We start from the raw sequence: 22,949 nt of genomic DNA on the forward strand, positions 1-22,949 counted from the left end.
CTCTTCTCTCCCTATATCGTTACTTATTTTTAATGTACTTCAACGTTTGTAACGTAATCTTCAAATTGATTCGTTTGTTTATTCATTTCATCACTTACTTTTTTAATTTGATTGAAATGTTTTTGAAGTAAACTACTATCTGTATACGTGCCTTCTTCAACACTCTTTTGAATTTGGATCATATTATTGTTTAGAACTTTCCAATCCGTTAATAACGTTTCTAAAGTTGAGATTTGACGATCAATTAATTCTGTAAAGCTACTTACTTGATCTTCAACGAATGTAATTTGTGTCGCCTCTGCTTCAGTTTGTGATAACTTTTGAATAAGTGGTAGTAGCTCTTTTTGCTTTTGCTGAATGCGAAGAGCTGCTTCTCTCGTTTGACTATCTGCAGCATTTACAATTTCATTACTTAAAGTACCGATAGAAACGAAATCAATTGTTTTCGTCTGCGCAGTTTGATTCGTAATTGTAAATACTTGTTTACCGATATTAATAGAACCTTTAATAATTTCTTGAGGCCTATTCAAAATAGTCGTTAATTCAGCTTGAATTTCCCCTTGAATTCTTTTAATATCTTCTCTTAATTTCACAATATCTCCACTTGATCCTTGCAGTGTTTTTATTGCTTCATCAGCTTTAATTGATAAGTTGCTACTATCTTTGTCTAATACCGTTTTAAATCGATTTAACTCTAATAAGTCTTGCTCCATACTCTCTTGGATGCTTTGTACTTGCAATTGTAATTTTCCATATGCACTTGTAAAATCTGCTTTTGCTTGTTCATCTTCATTTATGTTTCCTGCTAGTTCATAGAGCTTACTATAATAACTATTAAATCTAGTACTATATCTCATCATCTCTTGATTTAAGTCGATTAGCTTCGGATTATATTCATCAATCCACTCTCGTACATTTGCCTTTGCAAACTTTTGATGATTCGTCAAACTACTCATCGCATTCACCTTAATGTCTGGCTGCTGTAAAATAACTAATCCGTATGCTTGTATAAGTGGTGACTGTGACCCTAACATTCTAATTGAATTGGATAATGTATTTGGAGCAATTACATTTTGTGCATATACTGTTTTCACTACTGTTTTCCCCTCTTCAGCGTAAGCGCTTACAGGAACAAAACAACTCGTAGATACTGCTGTAACCAATAACCCTGTAATTAAAGTCTTTTTCACTTTAACTCCTCCTATGTATTAGCAACTATTACTATCGCATTTTATTATTCTGTTTTCTTGCATATAGTTTGAGATGGTTAAAATAGAGAACGTTCTCATCGTGACTCACGTATGAACCATCTCTCCCAACTTTTATTGCTACAGTACTTACTTATTGTTATAAAACATTTCATAACTTTTCATATGTGGTTAGTATGAATAAGGTTGTATAATTTTTCTATCTCAACACCATTCCCACATTTGTACAGTGAATATATTACACGGAAATACTATTCATTTTAAAATAATTTTCGTACAGAATTATGAAATTTCGTTTTGTTTTCATGTAAGTTTTGTACTGTAAGGTCATTTAAACACAGCTATTTATCTATCGTAAAGAAGTATTTTCATTCCCTTTATTTTCAAGCTTTCCTGTCCTTATTTCAAAATATAATCCGCTTCACTTTTTCAATTGAAATATCCATATATCACAACAAAAACCTCTACTTATTCATAGACGCAAAAATTATATCAATATAACTTTCAGACCCATATGCAATTATGCATAGTGTATACACAAAAAGGATAGCTTCACTTTCGTAAAGCTATCCTTAAAAAACCTTCTTACTTTTTCAAATGATATGGAACTGTCGTAATAACAACATTTCTTTTATAAAGTAAATACGCACGAATGAGTAAACTAGACTGGTTATGAAGAATGTTATGCCAACCTTTTTTCGGTATGAACTGTGGTATAACGACCGTAACTCGGTAATTTGATTCACTCGCTTTATATTGCACTGTATCAATAAACTTTGTTAGTGGCTGAATAATACTTCTATAATGAGAATGTAACGTAACAAGTCTTACTTCAGGTTGCCATTTCTTCCATTTCTCTTCAAATTTCTTTTCCTCTTCTCTGTCAAAAGCAACATATACAGCTATAACTTGATCTGCAGAAAGAGCCTTCGCATAGTTCAATGAATTTTCTACTACATGCGTCATACCAGCTACAGGAACGACAATTACATTTCCCTCAATTGGAACAAGTGGTTCACAAGTTTTTAAACTTAATTGATCGCCCACTGCATCGTAATGCTTCTTAACTCTATGGAACAAGAAGATGATGGCAGGTAAGAAAATAAGGATTGACCAAACTTGTGCAAATTTAGTTAAAAAGAACATGCTCATTACGATAAAACTAATAATTGCACCAATTAAATTAACCGTTAATCTCAAAGCCCATCCTTCAGGTTTTTCACGAAGCCATTTTAATACCATACCCGTTTGAGAAAGTGTAAATGGAATAAATACACCTACTGCATATAACGGGATTAAATGTTCTGTTTGCCCTTGGAAAGCTACAATTAAAATAATCGAAGCTATCCCAAGTATAATAATACCGTTTGAGTAACCTAGGCGGTCTCCTCTAATCGTAAACATTCTCGGTATAAATTTGTCTTTTGCAAGGTTAACTGCTAATAGTGGAAATGCAGAATAACCTGTATTAGCAGCAAGAATTAATATTAAAGCAGTTGTACCTTGTATGAAATAGTACATGAAATTACGTCCAAAAGTTTGTTCAGCAATTTGTGAAACAACTGTTACTTCCTTACTTGGATTAATTCCGTAATAATAAGCTAAAAAGACAATTCCTGAAAATAAAACGGCAAGTAATGCACCCATTGCAAGCAATGTTTTCGCTGCATTGTTAGGTGCAGGATCCTTAAAGTTTGGAATTGCGTTAGAGATTGCCTCAACACCTGTTAAAGCCGAACTACCCGATGCAAATGCTCGTAGCAGTAAGAACAAACTAATTCCCGCAACCGGCGTTCCAATTGGCGTGTGTAAAGTCGGTGAAACGTGACCAGTTAAAATATTGTATATCCCTACCCCAATTAATATAAATAGTGCTAAAACGAATAAATAAACAGGATACGCTAAAACGGAAGCTGATTCCGTTACCCCTCTTAAATTTAAAATAGTAATAAATATAACAAATATAATCGCAATGATTACATTATGTGCATGTAAACTAGGCAAAGCTGATGTGAGCGCATCTGTACCTGCAGACACACTTACTGCAACAGTTAAAATATAATCGACTAATAAAGATCCTCCAGCTATTAACCCTGGATTCATCCCTAAATTTTCTTTTGATACAACATACGCGCCCCCGCCATGCGGATAAGCAAAAATAATTTGACGATAAGATAAAATAAGGGCTGTCAATAACACTAATACCCCAACAGCGATCGGAATTGAATACCAATAAGCAATCGCTCCAAGACCTGCTAAAGCAATTAAAATTTGCTCTGGTCCATATGCAACCGATGACAATGCGTCAGAAGATAAAATGGCTAACGCCTTCGTTTTATTAAGCTTCTGCTCTCCTAACTCAGTTGATTTTAACGGTCTTCCAATTAAAAATCTTTTAATAGATGAAACCAATACTGTCCACTCTCCAATAATTTTGTACGAACGATGCTGCTTGTTACAGCCAGCAAACTATTTCTTCAGAAAACAAAAAATGTCTACAAGCCATAGCGAAATAGACTTGTAGACATTATTTTTTTTGTCGCACAAGCTCCACCTTCCTTCTCAATATAACGCTTACGAGGTTAGCTGTCGGATTCGGGCCTATGAGTAGCCCTACCTTTTTCAAGGATTCACCCCATCGGATTAAGAACTAATCCGTAAGAACGGGTCCCCCGTACCATGCGGTTTCAGCGATTTAGAAAATTGAAACTGTGGATTATAATACTCCTTTATTTTCAAAATGTAAACAAAAATTTTGAAAAAGAAAAAATTTAAAATGATTGCGCATAATCCGCCGGTAAATATACATAATGAATACTAAAAAATCGATAAAGGAGACCCATATGTCTAAAGAAAAGAAGCCTATTTTTTCCGATTCCTATTTAGATGCGTTAGCAAATGAAATTAATCAATTATACGGTAAACGTGAACAGGAAATAAATTTGACAGATAGAACGAAAAGAAATAAATAATTTGTCATAAAAAAAGAAAGCAATACACTTATATATTGCTTTCTTTTTTATTTTTTCATACATCCAATTCTATTTCTGACCTGTTAAAGGTCATTTCTTCATACACTTTCAAATTTTGATATACTGCCCCTAATAATGGTGCTTCTATAGAAAATTGTTCTGCTACATCTAGTAAGTATCCTTGTAAGTACTTCCCTTCAATGGACGAACCTTTTTCCATATCACGCTGCATCGATGACTTCATATCATACGAAATTTTATCAATTGTTTTCATATGTTCCTGGGCAATACCATCCTTAACTGGAGCTTTCATAGACCTCATGATTTGCACACATTCTTCAAATAAGTTTCGGATAAATTCGTGTCCACCTTCACTTTCACGAATCGGTCCTATTGGTGCACGCATTAATGTCGTCACACCCGACATTACAGTAATAAATAAATATTTATGCCACATATCTTGCGTAATATTTTCACTTAAAACAAAACTAGATTTCGTACCTGCAAATGCTTTAGAAATATGCTTTATTCTCTCTGAACCTTGAAGCTTGATTTCTCCAAACAGAAGTCTGTTGGCAGCACTCGTTTGTACAATTTCTCCTTGATCGTTTAACGTCGTCTCGATAAAGCATAAACCGCCAATTACTTTTTCCACGCCAAATTCCTTTTGTAATTGTGATACATGAGCGATACCATTTAACAATGGAATGATGACAGTTTTTTCGCTAACATAGGGCTTCAAATCTTGAATTGCCTCGTTTAAGTGATACGCTTTTGTTGAAAATAAAATGACATCAAATGGAGCAGTTCGATCTTCTTTCGTTATTAATTTCGGTTGGAAGGAAAAATCCCCATTAACACTTCGGATTACAAGTCCTCTTTCCTCCAATTGTTTTTTCCGTTTACTACGAACAAGAAACGTAACATCTTCCCCTTTTTCGACTAATCGGCCACCAAAAAATCCTCCGACGCCACCAGCTCCTAATACTAAAATACGCATACAACATCCCCCTTTTCAAAATACAATTTTATAACGTGTAGTATACATAACATTATACATATCCTCTACTAAATAACCTGAATTTTCATTCTTAATCAAGTATAAAACAGTGGTTATTTTCAAATAAATTTGGGCATGTTGTTTTTATAGCATATATGAAAGGAAACAATGTAAATGGAGGCAATACAGACAATCGAGGAAAAAGATGTAGCAACAGCTATATTTCAATTTATATTCCCGTTTTCTTTTAAAACTGGATATGAACAAAATATGTTCCCTTTCTTACAGAAAAATGATTTTCGCCCTTTTCGACTCGATCATCTTGAAAATGAAAATACATACTACGGAAAGTTTCAAGTTTCACATCAAAATATGGAAGCATATTATCTTTCATTTACAAATAAAATTCTATTTCCTCACTCAGAGCATCAAAAAGGATTACAACGCTATTCTAAAGACCTTAACTTAACTGGACATTTAACAACAAATTTGATTTCTGTTCCATTCAAGATTCATTCTATTGATGTAACACTTTGCCCTTATGAGCTTGGCTTCTTAACAATTCGGACAGAAGTAGAAACCGCTCCAAACATGACATTATCAGAAGCAATCGAATTCGCCGCCCGCTTCCGTGTACTTGAAACTAAAAATGATACAAACGAGACTATTTGTATTGAATGTAACGGAAAACAATACTCACAAGTGGAAAAACTTATATTCGGTGATTTATTTCATGGTGTAACAGACTTCTTTGAGAAAAAGAGATTGCGGAGCTCTTACTTTCAAACCTTTCCTTTCTTTGAAGACCAAAGAATGTATGTACAAACTTTATTATCCGTGAATAAAGAGTCAGACCTTCATATAATCGATGTATACCGAACTTCCAGTCTTTCCGGATTAACAGACGATGGCAATCCGTATATTAGCGCAAATAACATCCCTTATATTCAAGATTATTTAACAAAACATTCTTATCAAAGATGGGCTCCTAATCGCTACTTTGTTATGGAAGAACATATTTTTACATGTATAACAAATGAAGGTGAGCAAGCAATCGCTAAACTTGCTAGTCAAATGTACGGGGAGTTTTATTACGCTTTGTTATTAAATCTATTTCATAAAGTTGTTTTATTAAAAATGGCAAACGCTTATGCTGAACTTAACATTGAACAAGATACAAATGAAATAGAGAAATTAATTTATTCAATCAATTCATTTACAGCAAATTACTTCTCTTTAGAGTTAGTATCCCAATCACAGAGTGAAGATATTTTCTTCCGCTTAAGAAATCTATTTAACATTGAAGTACTATACTCGAATGCAAAACAAAATCTTGATAGTTTGTTTAAATATCAAGAAAATGTCGCTTCTAAAAAAGATAGCCTTTTACTATTAGTTTTAACGCTCTACTCTGTAGTAGGCCAAATGTTAGGGTTTACTATGATTGATCTTTTAAGAAACACCGATTCAAACAAAATCTCGTCGCCACTTGAATTTTTCGCGCTTTTAATAGCAATTAGCGGCATAGTCATTTCACTTATTTTAGGCGCGCAAAGTTTATACCAATGGAGTCTACAACATAAACGAAGAAAAGCATGGGTAAAACAAACTGTACTTTCTGCTGTGAAAGAGAAAGATGATAAACATTAAAAAAGATTATTTTCATTTACTGAAATTTTCATCGGTGATTTTTCGAATATATCGACTTACCGACAAAAAACGACAAAAGACAGAACCAGATAATATCAAAAGGGTACTCCAAAATGACGTTTGGAGTACCCTTTTTTATTACACAAGTTCAGCTTACTTCCCTGCTTCGATTTGTTCTAATGCAGCAGCTACTTGTTCTTCAGTTAATTCATGTTGTACTACGTAGCGGTTACGTGGGCTTACACGACATTCATGAGAACATGCACGTAAATATTTCGCTTCGTTTTCTTCAGAACATAAAATTTTCTTATTACATTCTGGATTTGAACAGTTTACATAGCGCTCACAAGGTTCACCTGTAAAGTGATCTTTACCAACAATAACATGTTCTTTTTGGTTTACTGGTACAGCAATACGCTCATCAAACACGTAACATTGTCCATCCCAAAGCTCGCCTTGTACTTCTGGATCTTTTCCGTACGTTACAATTCCGCCGTGAAGCTGACTTACATCTTCATACCCTTCACGAACTAACCAACCAGAAAACTTCTCACAACGAATTCCACCTGTGCAGTACGTTAAAATCTTTTTACCTTCAAGTGTTTCTTTGTTTTCTCTAATCCAATCTGGTAATTCACGGAATGATTCGATATCTGGTTTAATTGCACCTTTGAAGTGTCCTAAATCAAACTCATAATCATTTCGTGCATCAATAATAACTGTATCTTCTTGTTTCATTGCTTCATAAAAATCTTTTGGCTCTAAATACTTTCCAGTTATTTCGTGTGGGTTAATGTCATCTTCTAGACGAAGTGTAACTAACTCTGGACGAGGACGCACGTGCATTTTCTTGAATGCGTGCCCTTCTTCTTCATCTATTTTAAATACGATACCGTCAAAGCGCGGATCGTTGTTCATTGCTTCCATGTATTTTTCTGTTTGTTCTACAGTTCCAGAACAAGTTCCGTTAATCCCTTCTTTAGCTACAAGGATTCTTCCTTTTAATTCAAGTGAATTACAAAATGCTAAATGCTCTGCAGCGAATTCTTCAGGGTTTTCAATTGTTGTGTACATGTAATATAGTAATACTCTGTATGGTTTTGTAGTTGCCAATGTATTTCTACCACCTATCTAATTTTTAAAATCATGTATAAGTTAACGTTCATATCAAAACATATATAATAAGAAAATGTATCCAAAGTTTTATGCATCCCATTTTCTTCTCTTTATACTATTTTCTATAAGTTAACAAAAATAAAAAACAAGATTACACATCAAAACACTATGGTTATGTTGTAATCCCAATATATTATATATCATACAAATCCATTTCCATCAATTAATATACTGTATTATAGGCTTTATGTTCACATAAATTTCAAAAATAGCCCTTTAATTCATTATGCTTCCCCACGTCATCACACCATAAACTCCCAATTTTTCATAACACGACACCATCTATTGCAGCAAGGCATATAATTTGCACTAAGGAAACATTTATGTTCAAATAAAATTATCAACTAATACATTTAAATGTATTGAAATAATGAGCAAGAATAAATACAATAATTTCATCAAGTTAACATTTTAAAGGGGAAAACTACTATGAATAAAGATATATCAAAAGATGAACAAGTCCCTTCTCAAAGTACAACTGTTCAATCAGCCCATTTAGCATTAAGTGGACAAACGAAAGGCTTAAAAAGACTATTACCATTCTTAGGCCCTGCTTTTATCGCTTCAGTCGCTTATATTGATCCTGGCAATTTCGCGACAAATATTGCAGCTGGATCACAATATGGATATTTATTACTCTGGGTAATTCTTGCTTCTAATTTAATGGCGGTATTAATCCAAACTTTATCCGCTAAATTAGGAATTGCTACAGGTAAAAACCTTCCTGAAATCGCTCGAGAAAACTTCCCAAAACCTGTTTCCATCGGTTTATGGATTCAAGGGGAGCTCGTTATTATGGCGACTGATTTAGCTGAATTTATTGGAGCGGCACTCGGATTGTACTTATTGTTCGGGATTCCAATGTTACCAGCCGCTTTAATTACAGCTGCTGGATCATTTATTATTCTTGAATTTCAACGCAGAGGCTTCCGTCCATTAGAAGCTATTATAACAGGAATGATTTTTATCGTTGTTATCGCTTTTGGTGTACAAGTCTTCTACGCAAAACCAGAATTAAGCCCTTTACTTTCAGGACTATTTATTCCAAAATTCCAAGGCGTGGATAGTATCTTATTAGCAGCTGGTATTTTAGGCGCAACAGTTATGCCACATGCAATATATCTACATTCCGCCTTAACGCAGCGCCGCGTAGTCGGAACAAATGATGAACAAAAGAAAAAGATTTTCCGCTTCGAGTTTATTGATATTATTATCGCAATGGTTATCGCTGGAGCAATTAATGCAAGTATGTTAATTGTTGCTGCTGCACTATTCTTTAAAAACGGCTTGCATGTTGAAGATCTTGATGTTGCTTTTAACCAATTTAGTAACTTAGTCGGTCCTGCATCCGCTGCTTTATTTGGAATCGGACTTTTATCAGCAGGTTTATCTAGCTCTTCAGTCGGGACAATGTCTGGTGACATTATTATGCAAGGTTTCATTCGAATGCATATTCCGTTATACTTACGCCGCTTTATTACAATGATTCCACCATTAGTTATTATCGCTTTAGGTGTAAACCCAACTTACGCTCTCGTTATGAGCCAAGTTGTCTTATCATTCGGTATTGCTTTTGCGTTAGTACCGCTTATTATGTTTACAAGCAGTAAAAAAATTATGGGTGCACTCGTTAACCACCGTATAACAACTTTTATCGCTTGGATAATCGCTGCACTCGTTATCATTTTAAATATTTTCTTACTGTATCAAACATTTGTAGGGTAATGAAAAAAGGTATTCCAATAAAAATGGAATACCTTTTTTGGCGAAGTAATTCTCTTCTAATTACCACCTATGTATGTACCTCTTTCTGGCATTATCGCACCTTTTTCAGTTCGAAAGTAAAGTGGTAATCCTTCCGAAAGAAATATACTCACCTTGGATGGATCCTGCCTTTGATGATGAATATGTAAATGGGGCTCACTTGAACTTCCTGAGTTACCGACTTGAGCAAGAACCTCTCCTTCATTTACATGTTGCCCTTCCCTCACATTAATTGATCCTTTCTTTAAATGGGCAAGCATCAAAAATGTCCCTGTTTCATCTAGTCGTAAATAAATATGATTCCCCGCCATTGACTGAAAATTATCCGATCCCGGAACTACATCTTTTTCATCATTATTGATAGATACAACTGTTCCAGAAGCTGGTGCCATTACTTTCGCTCCATATATTCCATAGTCACCTAACTTACTACTTTTCACTTCAGCAGGCGGGATAAGAATATCATATGCCCATCGTTCATTCGGTTTTATAACGTGATAGTTCGTTTCTACCCGATCACCACCCCATCCTACTAGTGCTCGTTCATTTAAGGGAAAACGAACGACTATTTTAGGACTCATAGTCTGTACATCTGCTGGGTAAGCAAGTCCGCCTATGTTAGCAAACCACCCTAAAGGCCAAGCTCCAATTATAGAGAAAAGAACGATGAAGATTAGTGTTCTATCTATTCGCTTTCTGAAAATGCCTTCCCACACAAATAGTAATACTGATCCTATCAAAATAAAGATTGATACTAAGCTAAAGGCTTGTAACCCCCACCAAACAATGACTGATATAACACCATGGGCTAAATAAACTACACTCCAACTTATAATTAAAAACGCAACTAAAATTACTAATACATATTTCTTCCACATGTTGTATCCCCACCCTCATATCTTTGTTCTACATGATACGAAGTGAACATTACGACATATAAAAGAAATACTTACGACTTTCTTACAATTCTTGATAATGCGGTAAGACGATGGTGAAAACAGTTTCTTTCTCGTTACTGCACACAGTGATATCCCCTTTATGAAGCTCTGCTATACTTCTCGCAATTGCAAGTCCCATTCCTTTTCCACCCGTATGAGAGCTACGTGATTTTTCACCACGATAAAACTTCTCAAAAACGTAAGGAAGGTTCTCATTCGGAATACATTGTCCAAAATTTTTAATTTCTATTTCAACATTCATGTCTCTTTTAGAAATTTGAATCAAAATCTGTTTTCCGTCTTTCCCGTATATAATACTATTACTAATTACATTTTCGAACAGCCTCACCATAAGCGCTACATCCATTTCCACATGTAACTCCTTATCACCATTAATACAAAAGCTCATATCGGCATCATCTAGTTGTGGCACAAAATCAATCATGATTTGTTCAATGAACGCTTTCATATTTACTACACTTTTATGTAATTCAATCCCTCTATAATTTATTTGACAATATTCTAATAAATCATCTACTTGATTTTTTAATTCATAACTTTTTCGCTTTAATATACTTACATACTGTTCACATTCTTCTCTATTTGAATGAAGCTGATTTCCTAACAGGTCCGCGTAACCGATTAGAGATGTTACAGGTGTTCGTAAGTCATGAGAAATATTACTAATCATTTCAGTTTTCATTTCCTGCGATTTTTTTTCATTTTCGATAGACTCTTTTAAACTTTTAGCCATCCAATTAACATTCGTGGCTAATTCACCAATCTCATCGTTTTTTGAAATAGGTATATGTATTTCCAAATTACCATTACTTATTTCTTTCAAGTTCTTATTTATTTCAGATAACCTTTTCATCATTGTTTTTGTCATGAATGCAAAGTATATTGTAGTAAAAATTAAAAAAGCTATTAAATATAAAAGTGAATATTTTTCCTCTAACGCAGTAACATGACTATATATATTTCCAATTACAATTTGAAACGCTATTATACTTACAGTTGCTAACAGAATGCTACATATGAATGCGATAAAAAACTTAGTTCTAATGCCTTGTAATGATTTAATCTTCAATTTTATATCCGACTCCCCAAACATTTTGAATAAACTTCGGCTCTTTTGGATTCTCTTCAATTTTATTTCTTAATCTTGCAATATGAACCATTACTGTATTATTACTTTCATAGGCCCTTTCTTTCCAAACACTCTCATATATTTCTTCAATAGTAAACACACGATTCATTGCAGCTGCCATTAAATACAAAATATCATATTCGGTTCTCGTAAGATTGATTGTTTCTCCATATAACATTACTGTTCTAGACACTTCATCTATTTCTAACCCTCTAATGTTTATTTTCTTTTCTATTTCTTGGACAGCATTTTGATTAAAATATGTATACCTTCTTAATTGAGCTTTCACTCTCGCTATAAATTCAATTGTACTGAAGGGCTTCACAATATAATCATCTGCTCCAGTACTAAATCCTATTACCTTATCTACATCTGATGATTTTGCGCTTAAAAACATAATTGGTAAACTATGTTTCTCTCTAATCCTTCTACACAATTCTATACCATCCATTTGTGGCATCATAATATCCAAAATAGCAAGTTGAATACTGTTATTATTTATTATTTTTAAAGCCTCTTCCCCGTTATGAGCACTAAAAACTTTAAAACCCTCTTGCATTAAATTCGCGTTAACAAATCGAACAATATCTTGATCATCATCTACAATTAAAATTGAATTTTTCTCCATATGCAAACCTCTTTTTTGAAATATATTCCACAATCAATTTTATCACAAATCAAAACCATACTTCCCTCTTGAATAATCTTTATTTTCAGATTACATTATATAATAACAACACATTCTAGTTTCAGAAGAAATGGAGTGAAAGCATGTTTCCTATATTAAAAACCGACCGACTCATTTTACGAGAACTTACCGAAGAAGATGCACCGAGTATACTACAATGCTTTTCTAATACTGATGTACTGCGCTATTATGGCCAAAAACCATTACAAAATATTGATCAAGTGAAACAAGTCATTCATAACTTTAAGCTGAGTTACAATGCAAGAAGCGGTATAAAATGGGGTATCGAATTAAAGGACAAGAAAGAGCTCGTTGGAACCATTGGTTTTCACGATTGGTCTTCTGAGCATAAACGAGCCAATATAAGTTATGCCTTTCTCCCTGAACACTGGGGAAATGGATATGCTACTGAGGCAGTTTCTGAAGTTATATCTTACGGCTTCCATACACTTCATTTAAAGCGTATCGGAGCAATTGTCTTCCTTGAAAATGAGGCGTCAAATAAAGTGCTATTAAAATTAGGTTTTGAAAAAGAAGGAGTTCTAAAAAATTATATGTATCAAGATGATATTCCCTATGACACGAATTATTATTCTTTATTAAAATGAGTTTAATAGAAATTATACGTAAAAACTCGTTTCAGCATAATGAATCAAGATAGTGGATTTTTAACGAAAGATAGGAAACCGAGCGTTTTTCATTTCTTAGATCATCATACGACTGATGCGAAGTACAATAAATTATATAATCTAAAAAGGGGCATGAGCATACTCTTACTCATGTCCCTTTTTTTACGTTCTTTTTCTGTTTTCGCAATGCTTTTGGAATGTATAGCTTTCCATGTACTCTCCCGTCATTGCATATGCTTTAGAACGAGATCCTCCACAAACATATCGAAACTCACAAACTAAACTTTTTAAAAGTTTTCAATATCATTACCTCTTTTCTAAAACCATAAAGAACGTACTATCCGGTAGCGCAACCGCATTCCCAGACTCGTCTTTAAAATCGATTTTCTCGCTAAGATGTTGTGTATATCCATCCTGTAAATAGTTCATAGCTTGAACGATGTTTACTTTATCTCCAAAGATACCCTTTACGAAATCCTTATAGTCGTTTGGCGTAAAGATTCCAAACTGCTCTTGCACCTCGTGAACGAAGGAATCCTCACCCCATGTATACGTATATAAGAACTCCATCGCATCGTTAACAGGCATTTTGACTGTATTGTCTGCAAGTACCTCATACTGGATTATACGCCCCTTAAATTCACGGACATACTGCTCTAAGAACTTCATTCCGCCTGCATCTTTAAAATGAATCACACGCATTAACATTTTATCTTCAGTCATGATGCCATCACGAATGATAATACGACCTCCTGGCTTTAACACTTCGTAAGCACTCTGTAGTCCCTTTTTAATTACTTCATGATTGAATTTCTTACCTTCATACTCGATATAAGAGAACAGTTCATGAAGGATAGAAGAATATACAATCGTATCAACCGATTCTTTATCAAACGAGCTACCTAAGTTGATTGCATCCCCTTTAATGACGTCCCAAGAACGACCTTCGTCCTGTTTCTTCTTTTTCAACGTATCAATCACGTTTTTGGAAATATCGATACCGTAGATTCGTTTATTTTCGGTCTCTTCTTCAATCATGTCTAGCATAACACCACCACCAGCTCCAACATCTACAACCGTATCTCCCTTTATATAATCAAGAATAATTCGTTTATCATCAGCCGAACTATTCATATGCTCCAGATACACTTCTTCGTTATGGAATCTATCATATGCGTCCTTTCGTAACCCGAAGAAATCAAAGAGCAGTACGTTTGCTCGAGCATGCATCATATCTATCTTTTCTGCCTCTACACAGAAGGTGATTAACGCTTCACCTACAGCAGAAAACTGAAACGACACATATGCAGTCTTCATATCTTCATCGACTTTAGCTTCAAAAGAAACATGCGTTGTATCCGGCTTCTCGTTCTCACGGTACTCCCGTAGATACTTCTCAATAACCCGCTTACGATACACGTTGTCCTTCTTCTCGCCTTTGAAATCATAGTGCAACTGCTGCATCAATTTCTCGAAATGGATATGCTGAACCTTTCTAGTGCCTATCTCGTTCTTTAACATAACAAAAACTGTCCAAATATCCTCGAAGCTAAGAGCATGCATAGACGGTTCTACATACCACAAATCCTTATCAGATAAGAACGTTTGAACGTCACTCTTCTCGCTCCCCATAATTATATCTTTTTCAAATACTGACTCCTTATGTTTTGGCGTGAGTCTATGTATACGAGAAGTAAACGGCTCCACATAACCATCAAATAGCCCATCAATTGTAATCTTCACATCGTTCTTTACTTCACTCCACAAAGATTTTGATACGCCCTCAATAATACATTGGTTAAGAAAGTATAAAATCTCCTTTAACCTAACGTCTCCGTATTCTTCTTTATATGTGTTAATTAAATCAATATGAGAGTCCAAACGAGCCTCCCCGCGGATATACTGCCCGATTAATCCATGTGTTCTAATTAAATCTCGAACAAACAAATACTCAGTAGCGTTTAAGTTTGTCTCTATACGTTCGATAAACTGAATATCACTAAAGATATCAGCAGAACCCTCGTTATGTACCAATAGATTGATCCCGTTTTTCTTCCATTGCTCCCGCTGTTTTAAAGAGCCTACCTTTGCAAGCTCACTATACGTTAGTACCTTTTCAATAATGCGATACGCTTCTTCATCTAAAGACAATCCATCTAACACTTGCAGCGTACGGTGCACATAGTACAACACCGCGTCTGTTTTTAATGCACCAAGTACCTGTACATTCTCATAGTTTTGATGTATCTCCTCTGCCTCGATTAGATACTTTAACCACGTAGGGAGAGTATTAGAAAACCCTTCAATGTATTTATTTAGAACCTCAATATTTTTCAACTTATTTACCCCCATATATAATCAATTTCAGTAGTATGGCCTGGGACATCTTCTCTAAAAAGATTATCACCTTATGCCCCCTTTACCATCTGTATCTCTTTCAAATACAAATGCATCAAACCGAGTCTTTTTATCATGTAAAAGAGAGTTATCAATTTCGTTTCTAACATGCCAAGGTTGTAACACATTCTTTTGTTTATCTCTTATTTTATCTTCATTAGGAATTTCGGAGGATCACTTCTCAAATTGATAAACGTATGTTGTAACAGAATCAACTGAAAATTGAAACGGCAAGCGGGTGCACTCCACTTGCCGTTTTTTCATAGCTTAGTATGTACTTGAATTTCTTTTGCTTTCTCTTTTTCACCCTTCACGCGTACAATTAAATCATATGATCCGGATTTTGGCGCTTCAAAAGAAAGCAAGCCTTCTTTTTGAGAAGTGACTTCTTCTTCATAAATAACCTTATCATCTTTTGTAACTTGCAATAAAATCGTACCTTCTTCAACGGCTGCTTCATAAGGGATTTCCACATTTCCTTTTTCAGCTTTTAGCGTTTGTACATCGTAATACCCTTGCAGGGAACCAATTTTCAAAGTCGTTTCGCCATTTTTTTGAACCTTTGTAACTTGTGTTGCTGTATTGCACGCGCTTAACAATACAACAAGAGTGAGGATCATAAATAAACGTAGTGATTTCATAGAAATTCTCCTTTTTTATGTATATGAATTAAAATTCTAAATTTAAATTTTGTACCATCTTATTTCCCACCTCTTAAAATAGCTGTTTTTATAATAAAATAAGTAATAGAAAATAATAAACAAGTACCCATTGTACCAAAAACTGCAACTGAGATGTTACCTGCTAATGTTTCATTTGGATCTAATGCATTAGGTAAAACTGTACCAAAAATTGCAATACAGGCTAATACAACCATAAAATATTTAAATCTTTTTACTTTCTTATTCATACTAATTATCCCCTTTATTCCTTAACATTAACTTCTAAACCAAATCCCCCCCAAAACCTACACCAGGACCTAATGGTACATGAAATTTGACTCTGCTTTTTCTAGCTTCAAAAGATCCCCCGAGATTCCCAAATTAATTTCCCCCAAGTATTATACATACCAATTCATTCATATAGAAAAAGCCCCGTTCCAATCAAACACTTAAGCCCCTCTTTTTTTATAATACTCAAATAATTCTACACAAACATTTCTATCAATTCATCTTAATACCTCAATTACCTTTTAAGTATACCAATGACAAAATATATAATCTAATATTTTTTATATAATTCAAAAACAAACATAGTTACAGCAAGAGAATGCTTGTATGCTGATCTGTACTGCATTCCCTTATTCCATGTATGCTATATTTCTATTCTTTTTTTACTTAAATAAATTGCTCAATCTTATTTGTTGCAACTTCTTATGAATGCGTAACTACAATTTTTCATTTCTCTTCTTCATATGCTGGGAACACCACCAAAAGATGTCCCTGCCCTATGAAAAAAACCTTACTTTTAAAAAGTAAGGTTTTTTGTATTTATTCATTAGCGACATAAGCATTCTTATAAGTATAAATACCACCAAATTGATGCTTTTCAATTCCTTTTACATAATCCTTTTGTACGTAAGCTGAGCCCATTTGATAAAGTGGTGCGACCGCAGCATCCTCTAACAGAATACGCTCGGCCTCTTGCAATGCTTCCCACCTTTTCTTCTGATTTAGTACTAGATCACTTTTCGCTCTCTTTATTAATTCATCGTAGTGAAGGTTAGAGTAATTCATTTTGTTATTCGGATTACCCGTCGTAAATAGTTCTAAATAACTAATTGGGTCTTTAAAGTCCGGTCCCCAATTTGCCATAGATATATCGTAATCTCCGGTTTGTTCTAACTGTAATTTTTGCTTAAATGGCTGTTGTTTTATTTGTATCGTTAATCCTTGCAAATGCTTTTCTAAGTCACCTTTTATATATTCTGCCATACGTTTTGCATTATCTTGTTCAAACGTTAAAAACTCAAGGTTTACTTGCTCTACTCCAAGCTCTTTTTTCGCTTCTTCCCAAATCTTTTTCGCATTTTGCAAATCATATGAAGAAAGATCTCCGTTTTCTTTTCTAAAATCTTTACCCGTCTCTTCGTTTACATGACCAGCTGGTACAAGCCCACTTGCAGGTTTTGCCCCATTATTAATAAAGTGAGCAACGAAATCCTCTTTATTTAACGCGAATGAAATAGATTGACGCACCTTTTTATTTGCTAATGCATTATTTTTTTCATTAAAACGTAGCATAGCAATTCCAGGATCGCTCGACATATGTAACTCCTTATTCCCTTTATACTTGTCTACAAATTGAGAATTAATAGGCACCCGGTCCAAATCACCAGCTTCGTATAAATTAACAACCGTCATTGTATCCTTTACAATTTGAAAGTTTATTTCGTCTAATTTCACTTTCTTTTGATCCCAATATGCAGCATTCTTCTTTAATTGAAACTCTTGTTCATGCTTCCATTTCTCTAATACAAATGGACCATTATATATGAGATTACTAGGTTCCAATGCATAATTCTTTCCTTGTTCCTTCAAAAATGATTCATGCTGTGGTAAGTAAATAGGTAATGCTAACAGCTGTAAAAAGTAAGGAATTGGCTGCTCTAGTTCCACTTCTAATTTATAATCATTTATAACTTTAACCCCAAGTGCATCAAGAGGCATTGTTCCCTTATTTATCTCTTTCGCGTTTTTCACGTAAAAGAGCATGGACGCATATTGAGACGTTGTTTCCGGGTTAATTGCACGTTTCCATGCAAACATAAAATCATTTGCTGTCACACTGTCTCCATTTGACCATTTTGCATCTTTACGCAAATCAAATGTATATTTTTTACCATCTTCACTTCTTTGAAACGATTTTGCTACCGCTGGAATAGGCTGATCTTGATCATCTAATACATACAACCCTTCAAATATGTTTTGCATAACATGCGCTGATGTGCCATCCATCGTTTTCGCAGTATCAAGAGAAGGAATTTCTTCTGATACTGTTACATTTAATACTTGTTTTTTTGCCTCTGTGTCACTTTTATTCGCTTTATTATTACAAGCTGTTAATAATAAAGTTGTAACAAGTGCCATTACCATTAAATGGCTCTTTTTTCGCTTCATGAATTGTTCTCCTTAAGTATAAAATATTATAAAGCGTTATATATTATAGCAGAAATATGAACAGAAAGATGCGACATTCTTTTGAATATTTATTCGTTCAAAAAAAAGCTACCCTTTTAAAAAGGATAGCTAAAGATTGCATGTATAATCTGCGCTGTTCGCTCAAGTGTTTATAAAAAATCTCTTATTGCATACCTCCCTTTTTGTTTTAACTTTTCTTCTGTTTCATGTAAATTCCCCCATAACTAACTTAATAGGCGTATAGGGTACAGTTTGGTTGGGATATCTTCGTATCTCCATTCAGCAATGCCACTTTGTTTTTTCGAATCCAGGTCAAGTAGAAAGTGATATTTTACAAATCTTATACACTTAAGGATTTTGTAAGGATCAAGTAAGAAAAACGAGAACTTTGTTTCGTATAGTCAAAATATAAAGTGAAGAAAGAAAGAGAGAGGTTAGGAGTTGCCAGAGCGATTACGACAAAACCAGGACTGTTGGTTTTAGATGACATATCAATGATTTAGATGGTTGTTACAAGAGAACCTTAATTTATCCTACCTGTTTTTTTACCATTACATATTGGAGGTTAAAACATGAATAAAAAAAAGAAAATACAAAAATCCGTACTTTCCTTTACCCTACTCTTTTCTTTAGGTATTTCATCTTTTCCGCTTACAACAACTATTCACGCAGATACACGTGAGAAACCATCTGTAGAAAAGAAACAAGTCTCTTTAACGGAGCGTACATCATTATTCCTTGAATATCTCCAGCAAGGTAAGTACCCAGAGGCACTTCAGTTGACGTCTGCTGCTTTTCAATCCAAGTTTACAGCAAACACATTACAAAACTGGTGGACACAAAGTGACTGGAGCGGGATAAAAAGCATGGGAACCCCCGTGATAAAAGAACGAAACTTGGTCCATCAGACGGTGGAAATTTCAGGAACTATCGAAGGAACTACCATACCGTTACTCCTTAAATTCACACCTGGCGGGAAAGTAGATGAGGTTGGGGTAAGGACGCCTCCGGAATCTTATATTATCCCGCATCCTAGATATGATCAACCTGCTTCCTATCAAGAACGTGAAATCGTCATTGGAAATTCTACCTATCCGTTACCAGCCACATTAACAGTTCCGAAACATAAGCCTGGTGAAAAGGTACCCGTAGTTGTTCTTGTTCATGGTGCTGGCATCCATGATCGCGATAGTACATATCTGGGAACAAAAATCTTACGAGACCTTGCGGTGGGCCTTTCGTCCAACGGCATTGCAGTGTTGCGCTATGAAAAACGCACCTTAGAACACGCATTAAAGATGAGTGCAGAACCTGTTACGTTAGACCGTGATACTACAGATGATGCCATATATGCAGCAAAATCAGCGGCGCAGCAGGAAGGCATTGATCCAAATAATATTTTCATTCTTGGACATAGTCTAGGAGCTGGCACAATGCCGCGTATACTGAGCAAATCACCTTCCTCACTTGTTAGAGGAAGTATCTTACTCGCACCACCTGCACGCCCATTAACTGACATTGCCATTGATCAGAATCAATACCTAGGGGCGCCAAAGGAAGTAATCGATGAACTAAAAAGACAGGCCGCTTTTATCCAAGATCCTACTTTCAACCCTGACCATCCTCCAGCTGGCTACAATTTTGGATCGCCTCATTTTATGTATGATGTTTCTAGGTGGCGTCCAGTTGAAGAGGCAAGATCACGAAAAGAGCCTTTACTGATTCTGCAAGGAGCACGGGATTATCAAGTAACAGTAAAAAATGAATATACAAAATGGCAGGAAGGGCTTTTAAACCACAGTAATGTTCAGTTCAATGAATACCCAAAATTGAATCATTTCTTCACGGAGGGTGATGGGGAATTAAGTCTTCCTAGTGAATATGAAATCCCTGCTAATGTTCCTGAGTACGTCATCCGGGACATTATTAAATGGGTCAACGAGACAAAAAAATAAGAAACATCAAAATCCTTCATATAATCATTATTACGTGAAGGATTTTTTGAAACTAGTGATTTTATCTAAATCATTCTCTTCTGTTTTATTGATCAACACTGATAAAAAATCTATCCTTTCCCTCTTTTTATCAATGTCGACACATAAAAAAGGTTCAGACACAAAAACAGGCTGTGGAGAAGACTTTCTCCACAGCCTAAAAATACCTATCTTTGCAAACCTCGTTTATAACGACTTGCTTCAAATATAATACGCTCTTCATCTAACGTTTTACATTCGCCATTCCAAACGACACGTTTTCCGTTAATAATTACATCGCTTATATCTTTTCCACTAGCAGCATATACAAGGTGTGATAACACTTCATCTGCTGGTTGTAAATGCGGCTTATTAGACGGATCAATCGTAATAAAATCAGCACACTTTCCAACCTCAAGTGATCCTGTTTGTTTCATGCCGATTACTTCAGCAGCTCCTTTAGTTGCAAGTGTAAGTGCTGTTTCAACTGGTAACGCTGTTGCATCTTGATGAATACCTTTTTGTAATAATGTTGCTATACGCATTTCTTCAAACATATCTAAATTGTTGTTAGATGCAACACTATCTGTTGCAATTCCAACTTTCATTCCTGCTTCTAGCATCGCTTTTACATTCGCTATACCCGATCCTAGTTTTAAATTACTATTCGGATTATGAGCTACTCGAACATCGTGTTCTGCTAAAAATGCACGCTCATTTTCATTTAACACTACACCGTGCGCAATGACTGTTGGGCGTTTAAACAGCCCGCAACTTGCTGCATATTCTACTGGGCGTTTTCCATACTGCGCTTCAATATCACGTACTTCACGCTCTGTTTCCGAAAGGTGAATATGAACCATCGTTTGATTTTCTACTGCAATACGTGCGCATTCTTCTAATAGTTCTGTGGAACATGTATATGGGCTATGCGGTGCAACCATCGTAGTTAACATACCACTTTCATTATAGTAACGCTTTACATATTTTTCAGCTTCTTCAATTGCTTTCTTTTCATCATCTTTCGTTCCGAAGCTAAATAAAGTTCTTGAAACAGCAGCTCGCATTCCACTCTTTGATACCGTTTCCATAATTGCATCTTGATCTACTCCAATTGGATTAAACATATCAGAGAATGATGTTGTACCACTTTTCACCATTTCAAGTAATCCTAATTCCGTACTAGCGACCGCAAGCTCTGGAGTAAATTGACTTTCAAGTGGCCAAATTCTTGTCTCAAGCCATGGCTGTAATAACATATCATCACCAATACCTCTTAAGAGACTCATTACAACGTGTGTATGTGTATTTACAAGCCCTGGTAAAACCCACTTTCCTTTCATGTCAATTACTTCATCTACTTCAAAATTATTAGCAAATTCTCCGCTTTTTACATCTATAATTTGATCATTTTCTACAATGATATATCCATTTTCTATCACTTCGTTTTGTTCATTCATCGTTACAATTGTAGCGTTTACATAAGTTGTTTTCAAAAGTATTTCCCCTTTCAACTCTATGAAGTTCCCTTTAATAAGTTACCACCATTATAGTAACTTATTAAAGATTAAGAGTCAAAAGATAATTTCAATTCTTTCATTTTTCAGCTTCTCCTACTATTAATTGTTTTACACATCATATTGCAAAAGAGGCAGTAAACGATCCTCAAAAACCGTTGATGGTGTCTCTCCTATTAACTTTGCTCCCATCTTCAAGTAAAACCCTTTTGCATTCGGATCACTATCAATTGTAAAACTTTTTATTCCTAGCTCATTTGCTTTTTCTAATACATACTCCCAAAGTATTTTCCCGTACCCTTTTCCTTTGTAACGAGGATGAATGTACAGGAAATCAAGAGCGTTATCATTACGTAAAAATGAGAAAAAACCAATCTTCGTATTATCGTTTTCTAAAACATATACATAATTATTTTTTATGTACTCATCAGTAATTGTTAAATCTTCCTTACAAGCAAGTATGAATGCTTCGCTATAGTTCCACGTTGCTTTTGAATGTAGTGCAAGTTCACTTAATTCATTTGCTTCACTTAATAACGCATTTCTTATCTTCATGATTCTTTCTCCTCACTTTCAATATGTAAACTACTAAATTGATTCGGAAAACACTTCAAAAAACCTTTTATTTTCATAGATTAGGGATAATTTTTATAAAACCAAAATGGCTGACCATATTATTGGTAACTGTTTGTAACAATTTCTTTAAATAAAAAGAACGCCATCCCTGAAAGTTGGCGTTCCCTTTTT

Annotated in this window: 18 protein-coding genes, 2 pseudogenes and 1 riboswitch; of the genes and pseudogenes, 5 read left to right on the plus strand and 15 right to left on the minus strand. The window is 34.8% G+C overall.

Features of this window, described 5'->3' with window-relative positions; genetic code table 11:
• Positions 1-29: 29 nt before the first annotated feature.
• Positions 30-1,190, minus strand: coding sequence for a non-hemolytic enterotoxin NHE subunit A (nheA, locus tag QEP67_RS18710; RefSeq protein WP_353706371.1), 1,161 nt, complete (start codon positions 1,188-1,190; stop codon positions 30-32).
• A 603-nt stretch (positions 1,191-1,793) separates the two neighbouring features.
• Positions 1,794-3,620 carry an APC family permease gene (locus QEP67_RS18715; RefSeq protein WP_151035388.1) on the minus strand — a complete coding sequence of 609 codons (1,827 nt, stop codon included), beginning with the start codon at positions 3,618-3,620 and terminating at the stop codon, positions 1,794-1,796.
• Between the two features lie 144 nt (positions 3,621-3,764).
• A riboswitch (cyclic di-AMP (ydaO/yuaA leader) is annotated at positions 3,765-3,911 on the minus strand.
• Positions 3,912-4,051: 140 nt separating this feature from the next.
• On the opposite strand from QEP67_RS18715, the gene QEP67_RS18720 reads away from it, so the two are divergent.
• The gene (locus QEP67_RS18720) at positions 4,052-4,180 is read left to right on the plus strand and encodes a hypothetical protein (RefSeq protein WP_000031869.1); all 129 of its coding nucleotides are present in this window, start codon (positions 4,052-4,054) and stop codon (positions 4,178-4,180) included.
• Between the two features lie 55 nt (positions 4,181-4,235).
• On the opposite strand, the gene panE is transcribed toward QEP67_RS18720, so the two are convergent.
• A complete protein-coding gene (gene panE, locus QEP67_RS18725) occupies positions 4,236-5,180 on the minus strand; it encodes a 2-dehydropantoate 2-reductase (RefSeq protein WP_001221890.1) in 945 nt (314 codons plus the stop codon).
• Positions 5,181-5,354: 174 nt separating this feature from the next.
• Between panE and QEP67_RS18730 the strand changes: the two genes are divergently transcribed.
• Positions 5,355-6,830 (plus strand): hypothetical protein, encoded by a 1,476-nt coding sequence (locus QEP67_RS18730; RefSeq protein ID WP_000387443.1) that lies wholly within the window; start codon positions 5,355-5,357, stop codon positions 6,828-6,830.
• Positions 6,831-6,983: 153 nt separating this feature from the next.
• Here QEP67_RS18730 and QEP67_RS18735 read toward each other — a convergent pair whose 3' ends face one another.
• Complete coding sequence (locus QEP67_RS18735; RefSeq protein ID WP_000246226.1) at positions 6,984-7,943, minus strand: rhodanese-related sulfurtransferase; 960 nt, start codon at positions 7,941-7,943, stop codon at positions 6,984-6,986.
• Between the two features lie 492 nt (positions 7,944-8,435).
• On the opposite strand from QEP67_RS18735, the gene QEP67_RS18740 reads away from it, so the two are divergent.
• Entirely contained in the window at positions 8,436-9,731 is a 1,296-nt protein-coding gene (locus QEP67_RS18740; RefSeq protein WP_001030665.1) for an Nramp family divalent metal transporter, read from the plus strand.
• A gap of 56 nt (positions 9,732-9,787) precedes the next feature.
• Here the strand turns inward: QEP67_RS18740 and QEP67_RS18745 are convergent, their stop codons facing one another.
• The 3 genes from QEP67_RS18745 to QEP67_RS18755 form a co-directional block, all read right to left on the minus strand.
• Positions 9,788-10,648 (minus strand): M23 family metallopeptidase, encoded by an 861-nt coding sequence (locus tag QEP67_RS18745; RefSeq protein ID WP_000265689.1) that lies wholly within the window; start codon positions 10,646-10,648, stop codon positions 9,788-9,790.
• An 82-nt stretch (positions 10,649-10,730) separates the two neighbouring features.
• Complete coding sequence (locus QEP67_RS18750) at positions 10,731-11,798, minus strand: HAMP domain-containing sensor histidine kinase (RefSeq protein ID WP_048566899.1); 1,068 nt, start codon at positions 11,796-11,798, stop codon at positions 10,731-10,733.
• Positions 11,788-12,486 carry a response regulator transcription factor gene (locus QEP67_RS18755; protein WP_061673169.1) on the minus strand — a complete coding sequence of 233 codons (699 nt, stop codon included), beginning with the start codon at positions 12,484-12,486 and terminating at the stop codon, positions 11,788-11,790. The genes QEP67_RS18750 and QEP67_RS18755 overlap by 11 nt, the downstream gene beginning before the upstream one ends.
• A gap of 143 nt (positions 12,487-12,629) precedes the next feature.
• Between QEP67_RS18755 and QEP67_RS18760 the strand changes: the two genes are divergently transcribed.
• Positions 12,630-13,154, plus strand: a complete 525-nt coding sequence (locus QEP67_RS18760; RefSeq protein ID WP_064056715.1) for a GNAT family N-acetyltransferase — start codon at positions 12,630-12,632, stop codon at positions 13,152-13,154.
• A 169-nt stretch (positions 13,155-13,323) separates the two neighbouring features.
• Here QEP67_RS18760 and QEP67_RS18765 read toward each other — a convergent pair.
• From QEP67_RS18765 to QEP67_RS18790, 6 genes and pseudogenes are all read right to left on the minus strand, one after another.
• Positions 13,324-13,454, minus strand: a pseudogene (locus QEP67_RS18765) (radical SAM/SPASM domain-containing protein); the annotation flags it as partial.
• 27 nt (positions 13,455-13,481) lie between these two features.
• A complete protein-coding gene (locus QEP67_RS18770) occupies positions 13,482-15,527 on the minus strand; it encodes a class I SAM-dependent methyltransferase (RefSeq protein WP_074651126.1) in 2,046 nt (681 codons plus the stop codon).
• Between the two features lie 305 nt (positions 15,528-15,832).
• Positions 15,833-16,213, minus strand: a complete 381-nt coding sequence (locus QEP67_RS18775; RefSeq protein ID WP_000838924.1) for a hypothetical protein — start codon at positions 16,211-16,213, stop codon at positions 15,833-15,835.
• 59 nt (positions 16,214-16,272) lie between these two features.
• Positions 16,273-16,482: a hypothetical protein gene (locus QEP67_RS18780; protein WP_001036929.1), complete on the minus strand. Its 210-nt coding sequence runs from the start codon at positions 16,480-16,482 to the stop codon at positions 16,273-16,275.
• Positions 16,483-17,062: 580 nt separating this feature from the next.
• Positions 17,063-18,691, minus strand: a complete 1,629-nt coding sequence (locus QEP67_RS18785) for a peptide ABC transporter substrate-binding protein (RefSeq protein ID WP_000823531.1) — start codon at positions 18,689-18,691, stop codon at positions 17,063-17,065.
• 248 nt (positions 18,692-18,939) lie between these two features.
• A pseudogene (locus tag QEP67_RS18790) lies at positions 18,940-19,029 on the minus strand (DNA repair protein); the annotation flags it as partial.
• Positions 19,030-19,284: 255 nt separating this feature from the next.
• On the opposite strand from QEP67_RS18790, the gene QEP67_RS18795 reads away from it, so the two are divergent.
• Positions 19,285-20,667, plus strand: a complete 1,383-nt coding sequence (locus QEP67_RS18795; RefSeq protein ID WP_001035252.1) for an alpha/beta fold hydrolase — start codon at positions 19,285-19,287, stop codon at positions 20,665-20,667.
• A gap of 206 nt (positions 20,668-20,873) precedes the next feature.
• Here the strand turns inward: QEP67_RS18795 and QEP67_RS18800 are convergent, their stop codons facing one another.
• Both QEP67_RS18800 and QEP67_RS18805 read right to left on the minus strand, forming a co-directional pair.
• A complete protein-coding gene (locus QEP67_RS18800) occupies positions 20,874-22,199 on the minus strand; it encodes a bifunctional S-methyl-5'-thioadenosine deaminase/S-adenosylhomocysteine deaminase (RefSeq protein ID WP_002108551.1) in 1,326 nt (441 codons plus the stop codon).
• Between the two features lie 114 nt (positions 22,200-22,313).
• Positions 22,314-22,757, minus strand: coding sequence for a GNAT family N-acetyltransferase (locus QEP67_RS18805; RefSeq protein ID WP_000702360.1), 444 nt, complete (start codon positions 22,755-22,757; stop codon positions 22,314-22,316).
• Between the last annotated feature and the right edge of the window lie 192 nt (positions 22,758-22,949).

This window comes from Bacillus cereus group sp. MS39 (assembly GCF_040448665.1).
Lineage (GTDB): Bacteria > Bacillota > Bacilli > Bacillales > Bacillaceae_G > Bacillus_A > Bacillus_A wiedmannii.